This window comes from Arthrobacter sp. S2(2024), assembly GCF_036662515.1.
In the GTDB taxonomy this organism is placed as follows: domain Bacteria; phylum Actinomycetota; class Actinomycetes; order Actinomycetales; family Micrococcaceae; genus Arthrobacter.
In genome coordinates this window covers 291801-309503 of record NZ_JAYKZI010000003.1, presented here as the reverse complement: position 1 = coordinate 309503, position 17703 = coordinate 291801, and the positions used below count along the sequence as shown (strand labels likewise).

The 17703-nt window shown below is 65.0% G+C and carries 18 protein-coding genes; all 18 read right to left on the bottom strand.

The features are described 5' to 3' along the window. Nucleotides 1-92: 92 nt before the first annotated feature. Nucleotides 93-1322 (bottom strand): methionine adenosyltransferase, encoded by a 1230-nt coding sequence (gene metK / locus VLA65_RS07965; RefSeq protein ID WP_332602181.1) that lies wholly within the window; start codon nt 1320-1322, stop codon nt 93-95. Nucleotides 1323-1414: 92 nt separating this feature from the next. Next, nucleotides 1415-2662, bottom strand: coding sequence for a bifunctional phosphopantothenoylcysteine decarboxylase/phosphopantothenate--cysteine ligase CoaBC (gene coaBC, locus VLA65_RS07960; protein ID WP_284989281.1), 1248 nt, complete (start codon nt 2660-2662; stop codon nt 1415-1417). 26 nt (nt 2663-2688) lie between these two features. Next, nucleotides 2689-2949 (bottom strand): DNA-directed RNA polymerase subunit omega, encoded by a 261-nt coding sequence (rpoZ, locus tag VLA65_RS07955; protein WP_028267125.1) that lies wholly within the window; start codon nt 2947-2949, stop codon nt 2689-2691. A 39-nt stretch (nt 2950-2988) separates the two neighbouring features. Next, nucleotides 2989-3561: a guanylate kinase gene (gene gmk, locus VLA65_RS07950; RefSeq protein ID WP_059389188.1), complete on the bottom strand. Its 573-nt coding sequence runs from the start codon at nt 3559-3561 to the stop codon at nt 2989-2991. A gap of 72 nt (nt 3562-3633) precedes the next feature. Continuing rightward, on the bottom strand, nt 3634-3960 hold the full coding sequence (gene mihF, locus VLA65_RS07945; protein WP_084784535.1) for an integration host factor, actinobacterial type: 327 nt from the start codon (nt 3958-3960) through the stop codon (nt 3634-3636). A 109-nt stretch (nt 3961-4069) separates the two neighbouring features. Next, nucleotides 4070-4951 carry an orotidine-5'-phosphate decarboxylase gene (pyrF, locus tag VLA65_RS07940; protein ID WP_332602180.1) on the bottom strand — a complete coding sequence of 294 codons (882 nt, stop codon included), beginning with the start codon at nt 4949-4951 and terminating at the stop codon, nt 4070-4072. Next, nucleotides 4944-8264: a carbamoyl-phosphate synthase large subunit gene (carB, locus tag VLA65_RS07935; protein ID WP_284989279.1), complete on the bottom strand. Its 3321-nt coding sequence runs from the start codon at nt 8262-8264 to the stop codon at nt 4944-4946. The genes pyrF and carB overlap by 8 nt, the downstream gene beginning before the upstream one ends. Further along, nucleotides 8264-9541: a glutamine-hydrolyzing carbamoyl-phosphate synthase small subunit gene (gene carA, locus VLA65_RS07930; RefSeq protein WP_306959788.1), complete on the bottom strand. Its 1278-nt coding sequence runs from the start codon at nt 9539-9541 to the stop codon at nt 8264-8266. Before carA ends, carB begins: the two co-directional genes overlap by 1 nt. After that, complete coding sequence (locus VLA65_RS07925) at nt 9522-10043, bottom strand: PH-like domain-containing protein (protein ID WP_332602179.1); 522 nt, start codon at nt 10041-10043, stop codon at nt 9522-9524. The genes carA and VLA65_RS07925 overlap by 20 nt, the downstream gene beginning before the upstream one ends. Further along, nucleotides 10043-11401 carry a dihydroorotase gene (locus tag VLA65_RS07920; RefSeq protein ID WP_306959784.1) on the bottom strand — a complete coding sequence of 453 codons (1359 nt, stop codon included), beginning with the start codon at nt 11399-11401 and terminating at the stop codon, nt 10043-10045. The genes VLA65_RS07925 and VLA65_RS07920 overlap by 1 nt, the downstream gene beginning before the upstream one ends. Further along, complete coding sequence (locus VLA65_RS07915) at nt 11401-12414, bottom strand: aspartate carbamoyltransferase catalytic subunit (RefSeq protein ID WP_332602178.1); 1014 nt, start codon at nt 12412-12414, stop codon at nt 11401-11403. Before VLA65_RS07915 ends, VLA65_RS07920 begins: the two co-directional genes overlap by 1 nt. Beyond that, entirely contained in the window at nt 12411-12992 is a 582-nt protein-coding gene (gene pyrR, locus VLA65_RS07910; protein WP_059389191.1) for a bifunctional pyr operon transcriptional regulator/uracil phosphoribosyltransferase PyrR, read from the bottom strand. Before pyrR ends, VLA65_RS07915 begins: the two co-directional genes overlap by 4 nt. Nucleotides 12993-13191: 199 nt before the next feature. After that, nucleotides 13192-13602, bottom strand: coding sequence for a transcription antitermination factor NusB (gene nusB, locus VLA65_RS07905; protein WP_059389192.1), 411 nt, complete (start codon nt 13600-13602; stop codon nt 13192-13194). Continuing rightward, complete coding sequence (gene efp, locus VLA65_RS07900) at nt 13602-14165, bottom strand: elongation factor P (RefSeq protein WP_028267136.1); 564 nt, start codon at nt 14163-14165, stop codon at nt 13602-13604. The genes nusB and efp overlap by 1 nt, the downstream gene beginning before the upstream one ends. Nucleotides 14166-14321: 156 nt before the next feature. Next, nucleotides 14322-14843 carry a tetratricopeptide repeat protein gene (locus tag VLA65_RS07895; protein WP_059389193.1) on the bottom strand — a complete coding sequence of 174 codons (522 nt, stop codon included), beginning with the start codon at nt 14841-14843 and terminating at the stop codon, nt 14322-14324. After that, nucleotides 14840-15931: a 3-dehydroquinate synthase gene (gene aroB / locus VLA65_RS07890; RefSeq protein ID WP_284989274.1), complete on the bottom strand. Its 1092-nt coding sequence runs from the start codon at nt 15929-15931 to the stop codon at nt 14840-14842. Before aroB ends, VLA65_RS07895 begins: the two co-directional genes overlap by 4 nt. Next, entirely contained in the window at nt 15928-16494 is a 567-nt protein-coding gene (locus VLA65_RS07885; RefSeq protein WP_306959780.1) for a shikimate kinase, read from the bottom strand. Before VLA65_RS07885 ends, aroB begins: the two co-directional genes overlap by 4 nt. Continuing rightward, a complete protein-coding gene (aroC, locus tag VLA65_RS07880; protein WP_059389196.1) occupies nt 16494-17693 on the bottom strand; it encodes a chorismate synthase in 1200 nt (399 codons plus the stop codon). Before aroC ends, VLA65_RS07885 begins: the two co-directional genes overlap by 1 nt. Nucleotides 17694-17703: the final 10 nt, after the last annotated feature.

Below are 17703 nucleotides of genomic sequence, written 5' to 3'. Positions count from 1 at the left end.
GCTTGTCACCTCCCTGGAGTGCCGGATGCCTTCGTCCAATCCAAGCAGGCCCCACCGACAATTCCGGATTCCGGCCGGCACGGCAAGCCGTTTCAGGCGTTGAAGAATTCCTTCAATTCGTCCACGCGGTCCAATCGTTCCCACGTGAAATCCGGCTCGTCGCGGCCGAAGTGGCCATGCGCCGCCGTCTTGGCGTAGATGGGGCGCTTGAGGTCGAGGGCGTCAATGATGGCGCGCGGACGGAGGTCGAAGATCTCCGCAATCGCTTCGCTGATCTTGGCCGGGTCGACAGTCTCGGTACCAAAGGTTTCCACGTAGGTACCCACCGGACGTGCCTGGCCGATCGCGTAGGCGATCTGGATTTCGGCCCGCTTGGCCAAGCCTGCTGCCACAACGTTCTTTGCTACCCAGCGCATCGCGTAGGCCGCCGAGCGGTCCACCTTCGACGGATCCTTGCCGGAGAAGGCACCGCCACCGTGGCGGGCCATGCCGCCGTACGTATCAACGATGATCTTGCGGCCTGTCAGCCCGGCATCGCCGACGGGACCGCCGATGACGAAGGCGCCGGCGGGATTCAGGATATTCGCGACGTGGGAGATATCCAGGTTGGCCGCAGCCAGGACGGGGTCGATCACGTGCGAGGCGAGATCGGCGCGCAAGAGATCGAGGTGGGTTCCCTCTGCGTGCTGGCTGGAGATAACCACCGTTTCAACGGAAACCGGACGGTCACGGTCGTAGCCGACCGTCACCTGGGTCTTGCCGTCGGGGCGCAAGTAGGCCAGTTCGCCGCTCTTGCGGACTTCGGTAAGGCGCTCCGAAAGGCGGTGTGCGAGCCAAATGGGCGTCGGCATGTAGGACGGGGTCTCATCGCTCGCGTAGCCGAACATGATGCCCTGGTCACCGGCGCCCTGAAGGTCGTAGTCGTCCTTCTGGCGGCCTTCGCGGGCTTCGAGCGAATTGAAGACGCCACCGGCGATGTCGTTGGACTGCTGTCCGATGGAGACAGACACGCCGCAACGGGCGCCGTCAAAGCCATTGGCCGACGAGTCGTACCCTATTCCGAGGATGGTCTCGCGGACGATCTGCGGGATTTCAACATACGCGTCCGTCGTGACTTCACCGGCTACATGCACCAAGCCCGTGGTGGCCATGGTTTCAACAGCCACGCGCGACTCAGGGTCTGCCGCCAGGAGCGCATCAAGGATGGCGTCGCTGATCTGGTCGCAGATTTTGTCCGGGTGCCCTTCCGTAACCGACTCCGAGGTGAAGAGCCGGAGCTTGGACGGGGTGCCGTGGGATTCATGGTGCAGCGGTAAAGTCACTCGACTACCTTACTCGGTTGGGGGCGGCCGGCTTCCGCCGTATGTCCCTATGCTAAGGATGGACCAGCCAGGAAATGAGCCTCGCCCGGCGCCTACGTCGCCGGGCGTACTCGGCTTAGTTCAGTGCTGATCCGGTCAATGACAGCGGCCGCGACGTCGGATTTGGAACCCGCCGCCGACTGCGGCGCCGCGCCATGGCCGGAGAGAATGATCACAGAATTCTGGTCCTGGCCGAACACTCGCCCGACGCCGACCTGGTTGACCACCAAAAGGTCACAGCCTTTGCGTTTGAGCTTGGCTGTGGCGTGTTCCAGGACGTCGCCGTCCTCGTCCCCGGTTTCGGCTGCAAATCCGATGATCAACTGCGTGGATGCCGCGGCGTCGCGGCGCACTACCAGTTCATGCAGGATGTCCGGGTTCTGCACGAGGCGCACCACGGGGGCGTCGTTGCCGTTGACCTTCTTGATTTTCGTGTCTGAAACCTCGGCAGGACGGAAATCCGCGACAGCCGCGGCCATGATCACGACGTCGGAGCCGACGGCGGCTTCCAGCGCGGCGTCACGGAGCTCCAGTGCGGATTCAACCTGGACCAGTTCGACGCCGGCAGGTGCCTGGACGTCCATGTGGGCAGCGAGGAACCTCACGTGGGCTCCTGCGTCAAGGGCCGCGGCGGCCAGCGCAACACCCTGCTTGCCGGAAGACCTGTTCCCAAGGAAACGGACCGGATCCAGGGCTTCCCGGGTGCCGCCTGCGGAAATCGTGATGGTGCGCCCTGCCAGGGGTTTGGGTCCAGCAAGCGGGGTTGAGGGCGAGGAGGCGTCGACCAAAGCCATGGCGGCCGCGAAGATCGCTTCCGGCTCGGGCAGCCTGCCCGGCCCGGAATCCGCTCCTGTCAGACGGCCCACCGCGGGTTCCAGGACGGTGATACCCCTGCTGCGCAGTGTTTCCACATTCGCCTGGGTGGCTTGGTTGCGCCACATTTCGGTGTGCATCGCCGGAGCGAAAAGCACCGGACCATGCGCCATGAGCAGTGTGTTGGTGAGCAGATCCCCCGCTTGGCCGGTTGCCGCCTTGGCCAGCAGGTCGGCAGTTGCCGGCGCGACCACAATGAGATCTGCTTCATGGCCGAGGCGGACGTGGTTGACCTTGTCGACGTCGTCAAAGACGCTGTTGCTCACCGGATTGCCCGAGAGGGCCTCCCACGTAGCCACGCCGACAAAGCGGATGGCGGCCTCCGTGGGAATGACCGTGACGTTGTGTCCGGCTTCAGTAAAAAGCCGGAGGAGCGATGCAACCTTGTAGGCTGCGATCCCTCCCCCGACTCCGAGGACTATGCGCACGTGACCTCCGTCAACAGGCAGTCTGTTTACTCTGCGGGCTCGATGGGCGTGGAAACCAGCAGGCCTTCGTTGATCTCGCGCAGGGCGATGGAAAGCGACTTCTCGTTCAGCTTGGTGTCGACCAGCGGGCCAACGTACTCGAAGAGGCCCTCGTGCAGCTGGGCGTAGTACGCGTTGATCTGGCGCGCGCGCTTGGCGCCGAAAATCACCAGGCCGTACTTTGAATCGGCAGCAGCAAGCAGCTCGTCGATCGGCGGGTTGATGATGCCTTCAAGGTTCGTGGACACGAATTCTCCAAATTCTAACGGGCTGACAAGTGCTAGCGCTTAGCGCTGGTGCGGGGTAAGCCCCATGAGTGAAACAAGCTCGTCCGCTGCCCGGCGTACGTCGTCATTGATGACGGTGTGGTCAAACTCCGGTTCAGCGGCAAGTTCCAGTTTAGCGGTTTCCAGCCGTCGCTGCTGTTCCTCCGGGGTTTCGGTGCCGCGGCCCACCAAGCGGCGGACCATTTCGTCCCAGCTGGGCGGAGCGAGGAACACGAAGTTGGCGTCCGGAACTGCCGCCTTGACCTGGCGGGCGCCCTGCAGATCGATCTCCAACAGCACGGACCTGCCTTCGGCGATGGCGGCGTCCACGGTGCTGCGGAGCGTGCCGTAGCGGTTCTTTCCGTGGACGACGGCCCACTCAAGCAACTGGCCGTCCGCAACGAGTGCGTCGAATTCTTCGGCGGACTTGAAGTAGTAGTGGACACCGTCCTTCTCCCCCGGACGCGGTGCGCGGGTGGTGGCTGAAACCGACAGCCAGACCTCGGGGTAATTGTCCCGGATATACGTGGATACTGTTCCCTTGCCAACGGCAGTGGGGCCTGCGAGGACGGTCAGTCCCGGATTCTTGCTCACATCGTCCTTCGTGGAGATTCTATATATGCTGCGTATCTTCTAAACGCCGCATTTGTTGAACGCTGCATTCGTTTAAACCCTGTATTTGTCTTCCATAAAATCTATCAGCGACCGGGATTGGTGAATTCCCAGGCCCCTGAGCCTGCGTGAAGGAGCGATCCCGATCTCCGCCATGATGGCCGCTGCCCGTACCGGGCCAATGCCCGGTACGGCCTCGATCAGCTCGGAAACGCGCATTCGGGCGATGGCCTCGTCAGTCTGCGCCGACTTGATCAGACCGGCAATGCTGAGTTCGCCCGTCCTGAGCTGTTCCTTCGCGAGTGCGCGTCTTGCCCGGGCTCTCGCTGCCTTTTCCAAGGCATCGGAACGTTCCTCTGGCGACAGAGCCTTTAAGGTCACTGACACATCCCCCTTTGGCCGGCATCGAGTGCGTAGCGGATTGGACTGATCCCGAAGCTATCGCGTGCCCAGTGCGGAGCGCAATGCATTGGACCGACGAAGATCAGGCTCAGGCTTCCAGCAAGCCGTCGCGGGTGGACTCGGTGGCGGATCGTAGTCCGGCAATCGTTGGACCAGCCGCCAGGATTCCGCGGCTCGACGTCCCGAGGACCGCCGGGTATGCCGCGCCGAAAGTGGCACGCAGATCCGCCGGCGTGGCTCCTTGCGCGCCCAGCCCGGGCGCAAGGATGGGCCCGTGGACGGCGTCGAGGTCCAGCCCGAGTTCCACGAGCGCCCTGCCGATCGTGGCACCCACCACGAGACCGACAGACCCCATGGCACCGGGATAACGGCGGTTCTCCTCGGCCGCGGCCTCGGCGATCCGCCGGGCCACCGATTCCGTACCGCCAACATGCTGCACGGACTTGCCCTCCGGGTTGGATGTCAGGGCGAGCACGAAAACACCACGGCCGGACTCCGCCGCGAGGTCGAGCGCCGGGCGCAGCGACTCGAAGCCGAGGTACGGGCTCAGCGTCACCGAGTCTGCTGCCAAGGCGGAGCCATCCCGTAGCCAGGCGTCGGCGTAGGCAGCCATCGTGGAGCCGATGTCTCCGCGCTTGGCGTCGGCGATGCTCAATACTCCGGCGTCCGATGCGACCGCGAGGGTCCGTTCCAGGACCGCCATGCCTGCCGAGCCGTGACGCTCATAGAGTGCCACCTGCGGCTTGACCGCGGCAGCGAGCGTTGCCACGGCCTCCACGACGGTGAGCGAAAAGCGCTCCAGGCCGGCGACGTCGTCGTTCAATCCCCAGTCCGCCAAGAGCCCCGGGTGGGGGTCAATGCCGACGCACAAGGGGCCGCGGGCTGCCATTGCGGCAGCCAGGCGGGAACCGAAAGGCTCCCTTCCCGGCTGCGCAAGTGAACGCTGCCCGGCTGCGGCAGACTCAGGCATTGACGGCCTCGGCTGCCGCGGCCTGGGAAGCTGACAGTGCCGCTGCGTGCTCCTGCAGGCTCGTCACCGACCACTCGTAGGTGCGCAGTGCCTCGATGGCCTGCACGGCGGCGTTGAACTCGGCAACCGTAGTGATGCAGGGGATGCCGATGGACGTTGCGGCCGCCCGGAGTTCGTAGCCGTCGCTGCGGGCCTCGCCGCCGGAAGGCGTGTTGAAGACCATGTCGATTTCGCCGGCGATGATGAGGTCCGCGATGGTTCCTTCGCCTTCGGCGCTGCTGCCTTCGGCGACCTTGCGGACCGGGGTGGCCTGGATGCCGTTGCGGCGCAGGACATCCGCGGTGCCACCCGTCGAGACGATCTCGAAACCGAGATCGGACAGGCGCTTGACGCCCATGATCACCGATCGCTTGTCCCGGTTGGCCACAGAGACGAAGATCTTGCCTTCGGTGGGCAACGCGTTGTTGGCCGCGGCCTGGCTCTTGGCGAAAGCGGTGTCGAAGTGCTTGTCGATGCCCATGACCTCACCGGTGGAGCGCATTTCCGGGCCGAGCAGCGAGTCCACTACCTTGCCTTCCGGGGTCCTGAAGCGGCTGAACGGCAGCACGGCCTCCTTCACCGCGACAGGCGCGTCGAGGGGCAGGGTTGAACCGTCGCCCGTCTCCGGCAGCATCTTGTAGGCGCTGCGGAGCTGGTTGATGGTGACGCCGGTGCCGATCAGGGCCGCAGCCTTGGCCATTTGCACGCCCGTTGCCTTTGAGACGAACGGAACGGTGCGGGAAGCGCGCGGGTTGGCCTCGAGCACGTAGAGCACGTCTGAAGCCAGCGCGAACTGGATGTTGATGAGGCCACGGACGCCGACGCCTTCAGCGATGGCCCGGGTGGCCGTGCGGACGCGTTCGATCACGTTGCTGCCCAGGGTGATCGGGGGCAGGACGCACGCGGAGTCACCGGAGTGGATGCCGGCTTCCTCGATGTGCTCCATGATGCCGCCGAGGTACATGTCCGTGCCGTCGAAGAGCGCGTCGACGTCGATTTCGACGGCGTCCTCGAGGAAGCGGTCGATCAGCACCGGGTGGTCCGGGGTGATTTCGGTGGCGTTGGCGATGTAGCGCGAGAGGTTGGCCTCGTCGTAGACGATCTCCATGCCGCGTCCGCCCAGCACGTAGGACGGACGGACGAGGACCGGGTAGCCGATTTCGTCGGCGATCTTCTTCGCGTCCTCGAAGGACACAGCGGTGCCGTTCTTCGGGGCGATCAGTCCGGCCTGGTCAAGCACGCGCGAGAACATGCCGCGGTGCTCGGCAAGGTCGATCGCTTCCGGGGAGGTACCCAGGATCGGCACACCGGCGTCCGCCAGCTGCTGTGCGAGCTTGAGCGGGGTCTGTCCGCCGAGCTGCACGAACACGCCCATGACGCCGCCCGTGCGCTCCTCGGCCGCGATGACTTCGAGGACATCCTCGAGAGTCAACGGTTCGAAGTAGAGGCGCGTTGAGACGTCGTAGTCCGTGGAGACGGTTTCCGGGTTGCAGTTGACCATGACGGTCTCGTAACCGGCCTTGCGCAACGCCATGGAGGCGTGGACGCACGAGTAATCGAACTCGATGCCCTGGCCGATGCGGTTCGGTCCCGAACCCAGGATGATGACGGAAGGCTTGGAGTGCAGGCCGACCTCGTCCTCCTCGTCATATGACGAGTAGTGGTACGGGGTGTAGGCGGCAAATTCAGCGGCACAGGTGTCCACCGTCTTGTAAACCGGACGGATGCCCAGGGCCTGCCGGACGCCGCGGACAACGGCCTCCGGGTTGTGCGTCAGGGCGCCGATCTGCTCGTCCGAGAAACCGTGGCGCTTGGCGTTGCGGAGCATGTCTTCCGTCAGGGCGCCGGCCTTGCGGATCTCGTGGGACATTTCGTTGAGCAACTGCAGCTGGTCGAGGAACCACGGATCGATCTTGGTTGCGGCGTAGAGTTCCTCAACCGAGGCGCCGCCGAGCAGGGCGCGCTGGACCTGGTGGAGGCGGTCCGTCGTCGGGCGCTTGGACTTCTCGATGAGTTCCGGAACTTCCCATTCGGGAACGTGGCTGAAGTCCAGCTGCGAGCCCTTCTGCTCGAGGGAGCGAAGGGCCTTCTGCAGGGCTTCCGTGAAGTTGCGGCCCATGGCCATGGCTTCACCGACGGACTTCATGGTGGTGGTCAGCGTGTTGTCCGCGGCCGGGAACTTCTCGAACGCGAATCGCGGAACCTTGACGACGACGTAGTCGAGCGTCGGCTCGAACGATGCCGGAGTCTTCTGCGTGATGTCGTTGGGGATCTCGTCCAGGGTGTAGCCCAGGGAGAGCTTGGTGGCGATCTTGGCGATCGCGAAGCCGGTGGCCTTGGAAGCCAGCGCCGAGGATCGCGAAACCCGCGGGTTCATTTCGATGACGACGACGCGTCCTGTGTCCGGCTCAATGGCGAACTGGATGTTGCAGCCACCCGTGTCGACGCCGACTTCGCGGATGACGGCGATGGAGATGTCGCGCAGCCTCTGGTACTCGCGGTCCGTCAGGGTCAGGGCCGGGGCAACCGTGATGGAGTCGCCCGTGTGGACACCCACCGGATCGAAGTTCTCGATGGAGCAGACAACAACGACGTTGTCGTTCTTGTCGCGCATCATCTCCAGCTCGTACTCTTTCCAGCCAAGGATGCTCTCTTCGAGCAGGACCTCGGAGGTGGGGCTGTACTGCAGGCCCTGGCCCACGATGCGGCGCAGGTCGTCCTCGTTGTACGCCAGGCCCGAGCCCAGGCCGCCCATGGTGAAGGATGGGCGGACAACCATCGGGTAGCCGAGGTCTTCCGCCGCAGTCAGTGCTTCATCCATGGTGTGGATGATGTGGCTGCGCGCCGACTCGGCGCCGCAGCGTTCCACGACGCCCTTGAACTTTTCGCGGTCCTCGCCGAGTTCGATCGCGGCAATGTTGGCACCGATGAGTTCGACGTTGTACTTCTCGAGCACGCCGTTCTTGTCGAGCGCGATGGCCGTGTTGAGGGCCGTCTGTCCACCCAAGGTAGGCAGGACGGCGTCCGGGCGCTCCTTGGCGATGATCTTTTCCACTACCTCCGGGGTGATGGGCTCCACGTAGGTGGCATCGGCGAACTCGGGGTCCGTCATGATGGTGGCCGGGTTGGAGTTCACGAGGATGACGCGCAGGCCCTCCTCTTTGAGCACCCGCAGGGCCTGGGTTCCGGAGTAGTCGAATTCGGCCGCCTGGCCGATGACGATCGGGCCGGACCCGATAACGAGGACGCTCTTGAGATCTGTACGCTTTGGCATTACTTGGTGTCCTCGTTCTTCGCGGAGTTCGATGTCTGAGTGTCGGTGCCCTGTGCGGCGTCCTGGCCGTTCTTCGTGCTCTCCATCAGCTCGATGAAGCGGTCGAAGAGGTAGGCGGCGTCGTGCGGTCCGGCCGCGGCTTCGGGGTGGTACTGGACCGAGAAGGCCGGAATGTCGAGGCAGGCGAGTCCTTCGACGACGTCGTCGTTGAGGCTCACGTGGCTGACCTCGACCCGGCCGAAGCGCTCTTCGGGAGCCATGGTGGCACCGTCCATGGGAGCGTCGACGGCGAAGCCGTGGTTCTGCGAGGTGATTTCGACTTTGCCCGTGCGGCGGTCCATCACCGGCTGGTTGATTCCGCGGTGGCCGTACTTGAGCTTGTAGGTACCGAATCCGAGGGCGCGGCCCAGGATCTGGTTGCCGAAGCAGATTCCGAAGTACGGCAGCTTCTCATCGAGCACGGACCGGAGCAGTTTCACCTGGGCATCCGCCGTGGCGGGGTCGCCGGGGCCGTTGGACATGAAGAAGCCGTCAGGGTTGACTGCCTTGACGTCTTCCAGTGTTGCGGTGGCCGGCAGGACATGGACACGTACGCCGCGTTCGGCGAAGCGGACCGGGGTCATGGCCTTGATGCCAAGGTCGATCGCGGCGATGCTGAATTTCGGCTCGCCGTCCCAGCCATGGTCCGCGGGCTCGACGACGTATGCTTCGTCGATGCTCACTTCTTCGGCCAAGCGGGCACCTTCCATGGGTGCGCTGGCCAGGACGGTGTCCAGGAGCTCCTTGTCGGTGGCCTGGGCTGCCTCGCCGGAGAAGATTCCGGCCCGCATGGTCTTGTGCTCACGCAGGTGCCGGGTGATGGCGCGGGTGTCCACGGCCTGGATGCCGACGATGCCCTGTTCGACGAGCTCTGCGTCGAGGCTGCGCTCCGAGCGCCAGTTCGATGGGCGGCGCGCGGCGTCGCGGACCACGTAGCCGGCCACCCAGATGCGGCGGGACTCGGCGTCTTCTTTGTTCACACCGGTGTTCCCGATATGCGGAGCCGTCTGGACCACCAGTTGGCGGGCGTAGGAGGGGTCCGTAATGGTTTCCTGGTAGCCGGTCATACCGGTGGCGAAGACCGCCTCGCCCAGGGCCACGCCTGTGGCGCCGTAGCTGCGGCCGCGGAACGTGCGGCCGTCTTCGAGGACCAGCACTGCCGCGGAGGACTCTGCTGGGTTGGTATTGCCTGTCACTGCGTTGGTGTCCGTCACTTTGTTACTTTCCACTATCGGCATCTGCCTGGGGGGCTGCAGAGATCAATTCTTGAAGTGCTTCGAGGAGCGGTTGCTTGTCAGCGGCGCGCCTGGGCCTGAATCCGGTATCGAGTTCGTGTTCTCCAAGCATCCAGCTCAAGACCACGAGTCCATCCTTTTCCACGAACTTGCCTGCCATTCCGTTGGCGCTGCCGCAATCGGTCACCGCTTCCGCCGGAACGAACAATGGTGAGGTCCCCTTCCGGTCGAAGAGGATGCCTTCCGGATGGATGCTCATTTCCGCGTTGCCGCGGAAGCCAAGCCCGTGGACGGCCACCCGGTCGAGCCAGTCTCCCGCCGTCGTCGTGGCCACATACTGCCCTTCAGCCACAATGCCTGCCGGGCCGAGCGGTTCAGGTACATCCGGAAGCTGCCCGAGGCCGGCCTGCCGCTTGAGCCTGCCGCGCCAACCTATCGCAATGAGTCCGGCCGCGACCGCGGCGAGAACCACAACGAGGAGCAGCGAAGCAATCTTGGTGTCCATCAGTTGCTGCCGGCGCCGGCCGGCTCCGCTTCGTGGCGGTACGGCGTGTTGAGCTTTCCGTCCAGCACGGTCGGGTGGCCCTTGAAGAAGGTGGCGACGACGGCGCCCGGCAGCTCTTTGCCCGCAAAGGGTGAGTTCCGGCCCATGGTCGCCATCTTATGCGGATCCACGGTCCACCGGGCAGCCGGATCCACGAGGATGACGTTCGCGGGCTCGCCGGCCTCGAGCGGACGTCCCTGATCCGCCACGCGGCCAATGGCCGCGGGAACCGTGGACGTGACCCGGGCGAAGTCGGCCCACGTCATGAGCCCCGTTTCGATCATGGTTTCCTGGACTACCGACAAAGCAGTCTCCAGTCCCGTCATGCCCATGGCCGCCTGTGCCCACTCGCACTCTTTGTGCTCGCTCGGGTGCGGGGCGTGGTCCGTGCCGACGACGTCGATGGTGCCGTCCGCGAGCCCGGCACGGAGCGCCTGGACATCCGCGTCGGTGCGCAGGGGCGGGTTGACTTTGTAGACGGGGTCGTAGCTGCGGACCAGTTCGTCGGTGAGCAGCAAGTGGTGGGGTGTGACCTCCGCGGTGACGTTGATCCCGCGTTCCTTGGCCCAACGGACGATCTCCACCGAGCCGGCGGTGGATACGTGGCAGACGTGGAGGCGCGAACCGACGTGCTGGGCCAGGAGGACGTCCCGGGCGATGATGCTTTCCTCGGCGACTGCCGGCCAACCGGCCAGGCCGAGGACCGCGGACACGGTGCCCTCGTTCATCTGGGCACCCGCGGTGAGGCGGGGTTCCTGCGCGTGCTGGGCTACGACGCCGTCGAACGCCTTGACGTACTCCAGGGCGCGGCGCATCAGCACGGGATCGTGGACGCAGATGCCGTCGTCGGAGAAGACCCGGACCTGCGCGCGGGAGTCCGCCATGGCGCCGAGTTCGGCGAGCTGCTCGCCGGCGAGCCCGACCGTAACGGCGCCCACCGGGCGGACGTCCACCCAACCGGAGGCGCGGCCCAGGCTGTGGACCTGCTCGACGACGCCGGCCGTGTCCGCCACCGGGTTGCTGTTGGCCATGGCGTGGACCGCGGTGTAGCCGCCAAGGGCCGCGGCGCGGGTACCCGTCTCCACGGTTTCCGCGTCTTCGCGGCCAGGTTCGCGCAAGTGCGTGTGGATGTCTACCATGCCCGGAAGCGCCACGAGGCCCGCGGCCTCGATCACGGTGGCACCGTCGGCGGTAAGGCCGGTGCCGCGCTCAGCGATGACGCCGTCGCGGATCAGCAGGTCCTCGGCGTCGCCACCCAGGATGGCCGCACCTCGGATCAAATAGGTACCCGTTGCTGTCCCTGTTGAGGTCTGGGTCATCAGTTGCTCTCCTTATCGGAACGGGCGGTGCCCGGCATGGGGGCGGCTTCACGGGAATCCCCCGAGAGCAGCAAGTACAGGGCGGCCATCCGGACCGACACGCCATTGCGGACCTGGGCCAGGACGGTGGAGCGCGGCGAATCGGCGGCGGCGGAAGAAATCTCCAGCCCGCGGTTCATGGGGCCGGGGTGCATGATGATGGTGTCCTTGAGCCCGAGGTCGTCGAGGGCGCGGAGGCGGGCATCGTCGAAGCCCCAGCGCCGCGAATACTCGCGGGTGGAAGGGAAGAAGGAAGCGTTCATGCGCTCACCTTGGACGCGCAGCATCATCATGGCGTCCACTCCGGCCTCGAGGGTCTCGTCGAGGTTGTAGCTGACCTTGCAAGACCAGTGTTCGACGCCGATCGGCAGCAAAGTGGGCGGGGCCACCAGGGTTACTTCCGCACCAAGCGTGCGCAGGAGCCACACGTTGGAGCGGGCGACGCGGGAGTGCAGGACATCGCCGGCGATGGCGACGCGCATGCCCGTGAGGTCGGCGCCTGTGGACGCCGAGCCGTGCAACGAGGACCAGTGGCGACGCATCGTGAAGGCGTCCAGGAGTGCCTGCGTGGGGTGTTCGTGGGTGCCGTCCCCGGCGTTGATGACGGCCGCGTCGATCCAGTCGGTGGCAGCCAGGCGGTGCGGAGCCCCGGAAGCCCAGTGGCGGATGACTACCGCATCGGCCCCCATGGCGGCGAGCGTCTGCGCGGTGTCCTTGAGGGACTCGCCCTTCGAAACCGAGGAACCCTTGGCCGCGAAGTTGATGACGTCGGCGGACAGCCGCTTCGCCGCGGCCTCGAAGGAAATGCGGGTGCGGGTGGAGTCCTCGAAGAAGAGGTTGACCACGGTGCGGCCGCGCAGGGCGGGCAGCTTCTTGACCTCCCTGTCCCCCACTGCAGCCATCTCTTCGGCGGTGTCCAGGATCCGGATGGCGTTCTCGGCGCTCAGGTTCTCGGTGGAGAGCAGGTGTTTCATGCGCCCGCCTCGATCACTACTTCATTGATGGGCTGGCCATCAACGGAATCGAGTTCCTCGAGGTGGACCCGGACCTTTTCCGAAGAAGACGTGGGCAGGTTCTTGCCGACGTGGTCCGCGCGGATCGGCAGTTCGCGGTGCCCGCGGTCCACGAGGACGGCAAGGCGGACGATGCGTGGCCTGCCGAGGTCGATGATGGCGTCAAGGGCTGCCCGGATGGTGCGGCCCGAGTACAGGACGTCATCGATGAGGACAACAACCTTGTTGTCGATGCCGGACAACGGCAGCTTGGTGGGGTATGGAGGCCTGGCGGGCTGGTGCGAAAGATCGTCACGGAACATGGTGACGTCCAGCTGACCGACAATCGCGGAAGCGTTGACGGACGGATCCGCGGCGGCGATTTTCTCTGCCAGCCGCACTGCCAGCGGATAACCGCGGCGCGGGATGCCCAAAAGAACCAGGTCCTGGGAGCCTTTGTTGGCTTCGAGGATCTCGTGGGCGATACGAGTGAGCGCACGATCGATATCCGCGTGGTTGAGAACAACCCGGGACGGCACCGGCGCAGTGACTTCAGTCATCGCTCGTCTCCCCTTTCCCCGCCTCACGGGACGGAATTAAAAAAGGAACATTTGCTCTTCAAAATTACCACAGGGCTCAGGCCCGCCGGACGCGCCCGGGGCCAGGGCGCTGCGTTTTAGCTCACAGTTGCGGGTACGACGAAGGGCCGGTGCCCGCGGTTTCCCGTGGCTCCGGCCCTTCGTCTGCTTCCAATGCCGCTTATGCGAGCAGTGAAGGCTTCAGCGTCTGCAAGCGGCCGAGGAGGCCGTTGATGAACGCAGGAGATTCGTCGGTGGACATGACCTTGGCCAGGGCTACCGCTTCGCTGACTGCTACGCCGTCAGGCACGTCGTCGTTGTAGAGGAGTTCCCAGGCGCCGATCCGCAGGATGATGCGGTCTACCGCCGGCATCCGCTCCAAGGTCCAGCCCTGGGCGTAGGTCTGCAGGAACTCGTCGATGGTGGGCTGCATGGCAACCACGCCTTCCACGATGTCCACCGTGTACGGGTTGACGACGAGGTCGGTCATTTCCCGGCGGGCCTTCAAGACCTCGAAAGCGGAGGCGGAACGCTGCTCCGCCTCGAACAGTACTTCGAGGGCCCTGTTACGGGCCTTACCACGGGCGCTCACTAGTCGTTGACCCGGCCCAGGTAGCTGCCGTCGCGGGTGTCGACCTTGACCTTGGTGTTGTTCTCAACGAAGAGGGGCACCTGGATCTCGTAGCCGGTCTCGAGGGTAGCCGGCTTGGTTCCGGCCGAGGAGCGGTCGCCCTGCAGGCCCGGCTCGGTGTAGGTGATTTCGAGGACAACGCTCGGGGGCAGCTCGATGTAGAGCGGGGTGCCCTCGTGGATGGCGATGTTGACCATCTGGTTTTCCAGCATGAAGTTGGTGGCGTCGCCTACCGTGGCACCGGAAACCGTGATCTGGTCGAAGTCCTGGGTGTCCATGAACACGAAGTCCGCGCCGTCCTGGTACAGGTACTGGTAGTCGCGGCGGTCAACCGTGGCGGTTTCGATCTTGAGGCCGGCGTTGAAGGTCTTGTCGACCACTTTGCCCGACATGACGTTGCGCATCTTCGTGCGCACGAACGCGCCGCCCTTGCCCGGCTTGACGTGCTGGAACTCAATGATGTTCCAGAGCTGGCCCTCGAGCTTCAGCACGGTTCCATTCTTGATGTCATTTGTGGTTGCCACTAGTATCCTCTGGTTTCTCTCACTGGTGCTAGCTACTGGTTTAGCTTCCAGCCGACTATGCCAAGCAGGCATGCCGTGACGGCCGCCAGCGCGTATTTATCAAAAATCCAAAGTCCATTCTACCGGCAAAATGCGCCGCGCCTGCCCGCGCCCATGTCAGGAGGCGAACTCGAGGACGTTCCGGGCGCGCTGCAGGGCCACAGCAGAGGAGTAGATCAGCGAAGCGTCGGCCGCCAAGGCGACCCGCAGGTCCAAGGCCTTGGTAAACGATTCTGCAGCGGCGACGTGATTGCCGGCAACAAAATAAGCCCGCCCCAAGTATTGGTGGACGACAGGTTCCTTGGCGGTGCCGTGGACTTCGCCCAGGAGTTGGCGGAAGAGCTCCACGGCCCGGTCAAAGCGGTTGGTGGCACGGTGCAGTTCGGCCTCGAAGATCCGTAATTTGAACGACTCGGGATCGTTGTAGCGCGCCTCGGCCAACAACTCGGCGGCTTCACCCGGGTGGCCTTCGAGCATGAGGGCCATGATGCGGTCGGCCGGATCGCTCGACTCGGCCAGTGCGGACTGCATGGCTTCCTCGTTGACGATGGCCGGCAGGAGGGTGTCAGGGTTGGTGCGCACCCCGGGGAATCCGCCCGTGGGCCAATCGCTGATGCTGCTGAAGGTCTCGGTGGTCATGATGCGATCTCCTGGTAGGCAGCGAAGAGCAACGAGGTGTCCGGGACGTCAAGGATTCCGGGCTTTGCGACGCCGTCGAGCACCACGAAGCGCAAGAGGTCTCCGCGGGATTTCTTGTCACGGCGCATGCCGTCCAGCAGGCCCTGCCAGCGGTCCCGGCGGTAGGTGACCGGCAACCCGAGTCCCTCCAGGATGGTGCGGTGCCTGTCGGCGTCGACGTCGGAAAGCCGGCCGACGCTGCGGGCGAGCTCGGCGGCAAACATCATGCCGACCGAAACCGCTGCGCCGTGGCGCCACGAGTAGCGTTCCACGAGTTCGATCGCATGGCCAAGGGTGTGCCCGTAGTTGAGGATTTCACGCAGGCCGGATTCCTTGAGGTCTTCGGAAACCACCTTCGCTTTGACCGCGATGGCGCGTTCGATGAGCTCGCGGAGCACCGCCGAGCCTGGATCGGTGACTTCCTCCGGCTTGTTTTCGACGAGTTCCAGGATGGCGGGATCGGCAATGAATCCGCACTTGATGACCTCCGCCATTCCGGAGATCAACTCGTTCTTGGGCAGCGTCTGGAGTGTGTCCAGGTCCGCGAGGACAGCCGCGGGCGGATGGAAGGAACCTACCAGGTTCTTGCCTTCGGCCGTGTTGATGCCGGTCTTGCCGCCAACCGATGCGTCCACCATACCGAGGAGGCTCGTGGGCATGTGGATGACCTTGACGCCGCGCAGCCACGTTGCGGCGACGAATCCGGCGAGGTCGGTGACGGCGCCGCCGCCGACCGCCACGATGGCGTCGGAGCGGGTGAAGTCGTTCTGGCCAAGCACTTGCCAGCAGAAGGCGGCAACCTGGATGTGCTTGCCTTCTTCGGCGTCGGGGATCTCGGCTGTGAGGGCCGTGAACCCGGCAGCCTCGAGTTCGGCGCGGACCGTATCGCCCGTGAGGCGCAGGGCACGAGGGTGGATCACGAGAACCCGCCGGACCCGCTCGCCCAGCTTCGCGGGAAGGGTCTCCAGGAGCCCGCGCCCGACAACGACGTCATAGTTCTCGTTGGCGGACTGGCCAGTGACCTTGATGACAGTTGCTTCGTTGCTCACTTTTGCACTTCCTCTTTCAAGGCCGCGTATTCACGCAGTCTTTCCTCCACGTGGAGGGCGATTTCCGCCACTGTCCCGGACCGGACGTCGACGATGATGTCTGCAAGGCGTTCATAGACTGGACGCCGGGCGGCAAAAAGGGTCTCCCAGCGGGCCATGGCGTCGCCGGCCAGGAGTGGCCGGCCTGTGTTGCGGGCAATGCGCTCGGCGACAGTCTCGGCGTCGCACTCAAGGTAGATCACGGTGCAGTCGCCCAGCAGCTGCTGCGTGCCCGAATCGAGCACTGCGCCGCCACCCAGCGAGACTACGGCACGGTTGATGTTCGCAGCGTCGACGGCGCGTGCCACCGTCCTGGCCTCGATCTCCCGGAATGCGTGTTCTCCGCGACCGGCGAAAATATCCGCAATCGTGCCGTGGTGCTCAACGATGACGGCGTCCGTGTCCACGAAGGGCACGCCCAATTGTTGGGCGAGTTGCTGGCCGATGACCGACTTGCCGACGGCCATTGGCCCAACCAAAACGATCGCGCGCCCATAACCGGCGCCCGGGTTACCGCGGACCACTAGTGGCCGACCGAGTCCAGGGTTGCCGGGATGCTGTCCAGGTAACCCCGAAGGTTCCGGGCGGTCTCAGCGACCGAGTCACCGCCGAACTTCTCGGCAACGGCCTCGGCCAACACCAGGGCAACCATGGCCTCGGCCACGACACCCGCCGCCGGAACGGCACAGACGTCGGAGCGCTGGTGGTGCGCCTTGGCTGCCTCACCGGTGCTCACGTCAATGGTCTTCAACGCACGCGGGACGGTGGCGATGGGCTTCATGGCGGCACGGACACGCAGGACTTCGCCGATGCTCATGCCGCCTTCGATGCCACCGGCCCGGTTGGTCTTGCGGACGATCCGGCCGGTCTCGTCCTTCACGATTTCATCGTGCGCGGCGGAGCCACGGCGGGCCGCTGTCAGGAAGCCATCGCCGACTTCGACGCCCTTGATTGCCTGGATGCCCATCAGGGCAGCGGCCAGGCGGGAGTCGAGGCGACGGTCCCAGTGCACGTAGCTTCCGAGTCCCGGCGGAAGGCCGTAGGCCAGGACTTCGACAACACCGCCGAGGGTCTCGCCTTCCTTGTGTGCTGCGTCGACCTCGGCCACCATGGCGTCGGAGGTCTCCCGGTCGAAACAACGCAGAGGATCGGCGTCGAGGGCCAGGACGTCGGACGGCACGGGCAGGGGGCGGCCCTCGGGCACGGTCACGCTCGCGATGGATACGGTGTGGCTCACGAGCTCGATGCCAAGCTGCTTCAGGAATTGCGAAGCGACGGTACCCAAGGCGACACGCGTGGCGGTCTCGCGGGCGCTGGCGCGTTCCAACACAGGGCGGGCCTCAGGGAATCCGTACTTCTGCATGCCTGTGAAGTCCGCATGGCCGGGCCGCGGACGTGTCAACGGCGCATTGCGGGCTTGGTCCGCGAGGACTGCGGGGTCCACCGGGTCGGCAGACATGATCTGCTCCCATTTGGGCCATTCGGTGTTGCCGATCTGGATCGCGACGGGGCCACCCTGCGTCACGCCGTGCCTGACGCCGCCAAGGATGGTCACTTCGTCCTGCTCGAACTTCATCCGGGCGCCGCGGCCATAGCCGAGACGGCGACGCGCCAAGGCGTCACGTATTTCCTCGCTGGTGAGTTCAACACCGGCGGGGACGCCTTCAACAATTCCGAGCAGTGCCGGGCCATGGGATTCACCGGCAGTCAACCAACGCAACATATATCCAATC

Coding starts and splice junctions, on each gene's coding strand:
- pyrF (WP_332602180.1), bottom strand. CDS start 4,951: ATGCCTGAGTCTGCCGCAGCCGGGCAGCGTTCACTTGCGCAGCCGGGA.
- carB (WP_284989279.1), bottom strand. CDS start 8,264: ATGCCAAAGCGTACAGATCTCAAGAGCGTCCTCGTTATCGGGTCCGGC.
- carA (WP_306959788.1), bottom strand. CDS start 9,541: ATGCCGATAGTGGAAAGTAACAAAGTGACGGACACCAACGCAGTGACA.
- VLA65_RS07925 (WP_332602179.1), bottom strand. CDS start 10,043: ATGGACACCAAGATTGCTTCGCTGCTCCTCGTTGTGGTTCTCGCCGCG.
- VLA65_RS07920 (WP_306959784.1), bottom strand. CDS start 11,401: ATGACCCAGACCTCAACAGGGACAGCAACGGGTACCTATTTGATCCGA.
- VLA65_RS07915 (WP_332602178.1), bottom strand. CDS start 12,414: ATGAAACACCTGCTCTCCACCGAGAACCTGAGCGCCGAGAACGCCATC.
- pyrR (WP_059389191.1), bottom strand. CDS start 12,992: ATGACTGAAGTCACTGCGCCGGTGCCGTCCCGGGTTGTTCTCAACCAC.
- VLA65_RS07895 (WP_059389193.1), bottom strand. CDS start 14,843: ATGACCACCGAGACCTTCAGCAGCATCAGCGATTGGCCCACGGGCGGA.
- aroC (WP_059389196.1), bottom strand. CDS start 17,693: ATGTTGCGTTGGTTGACTGCCGGTGAATCCCATGGCCCGGCACTGCTC.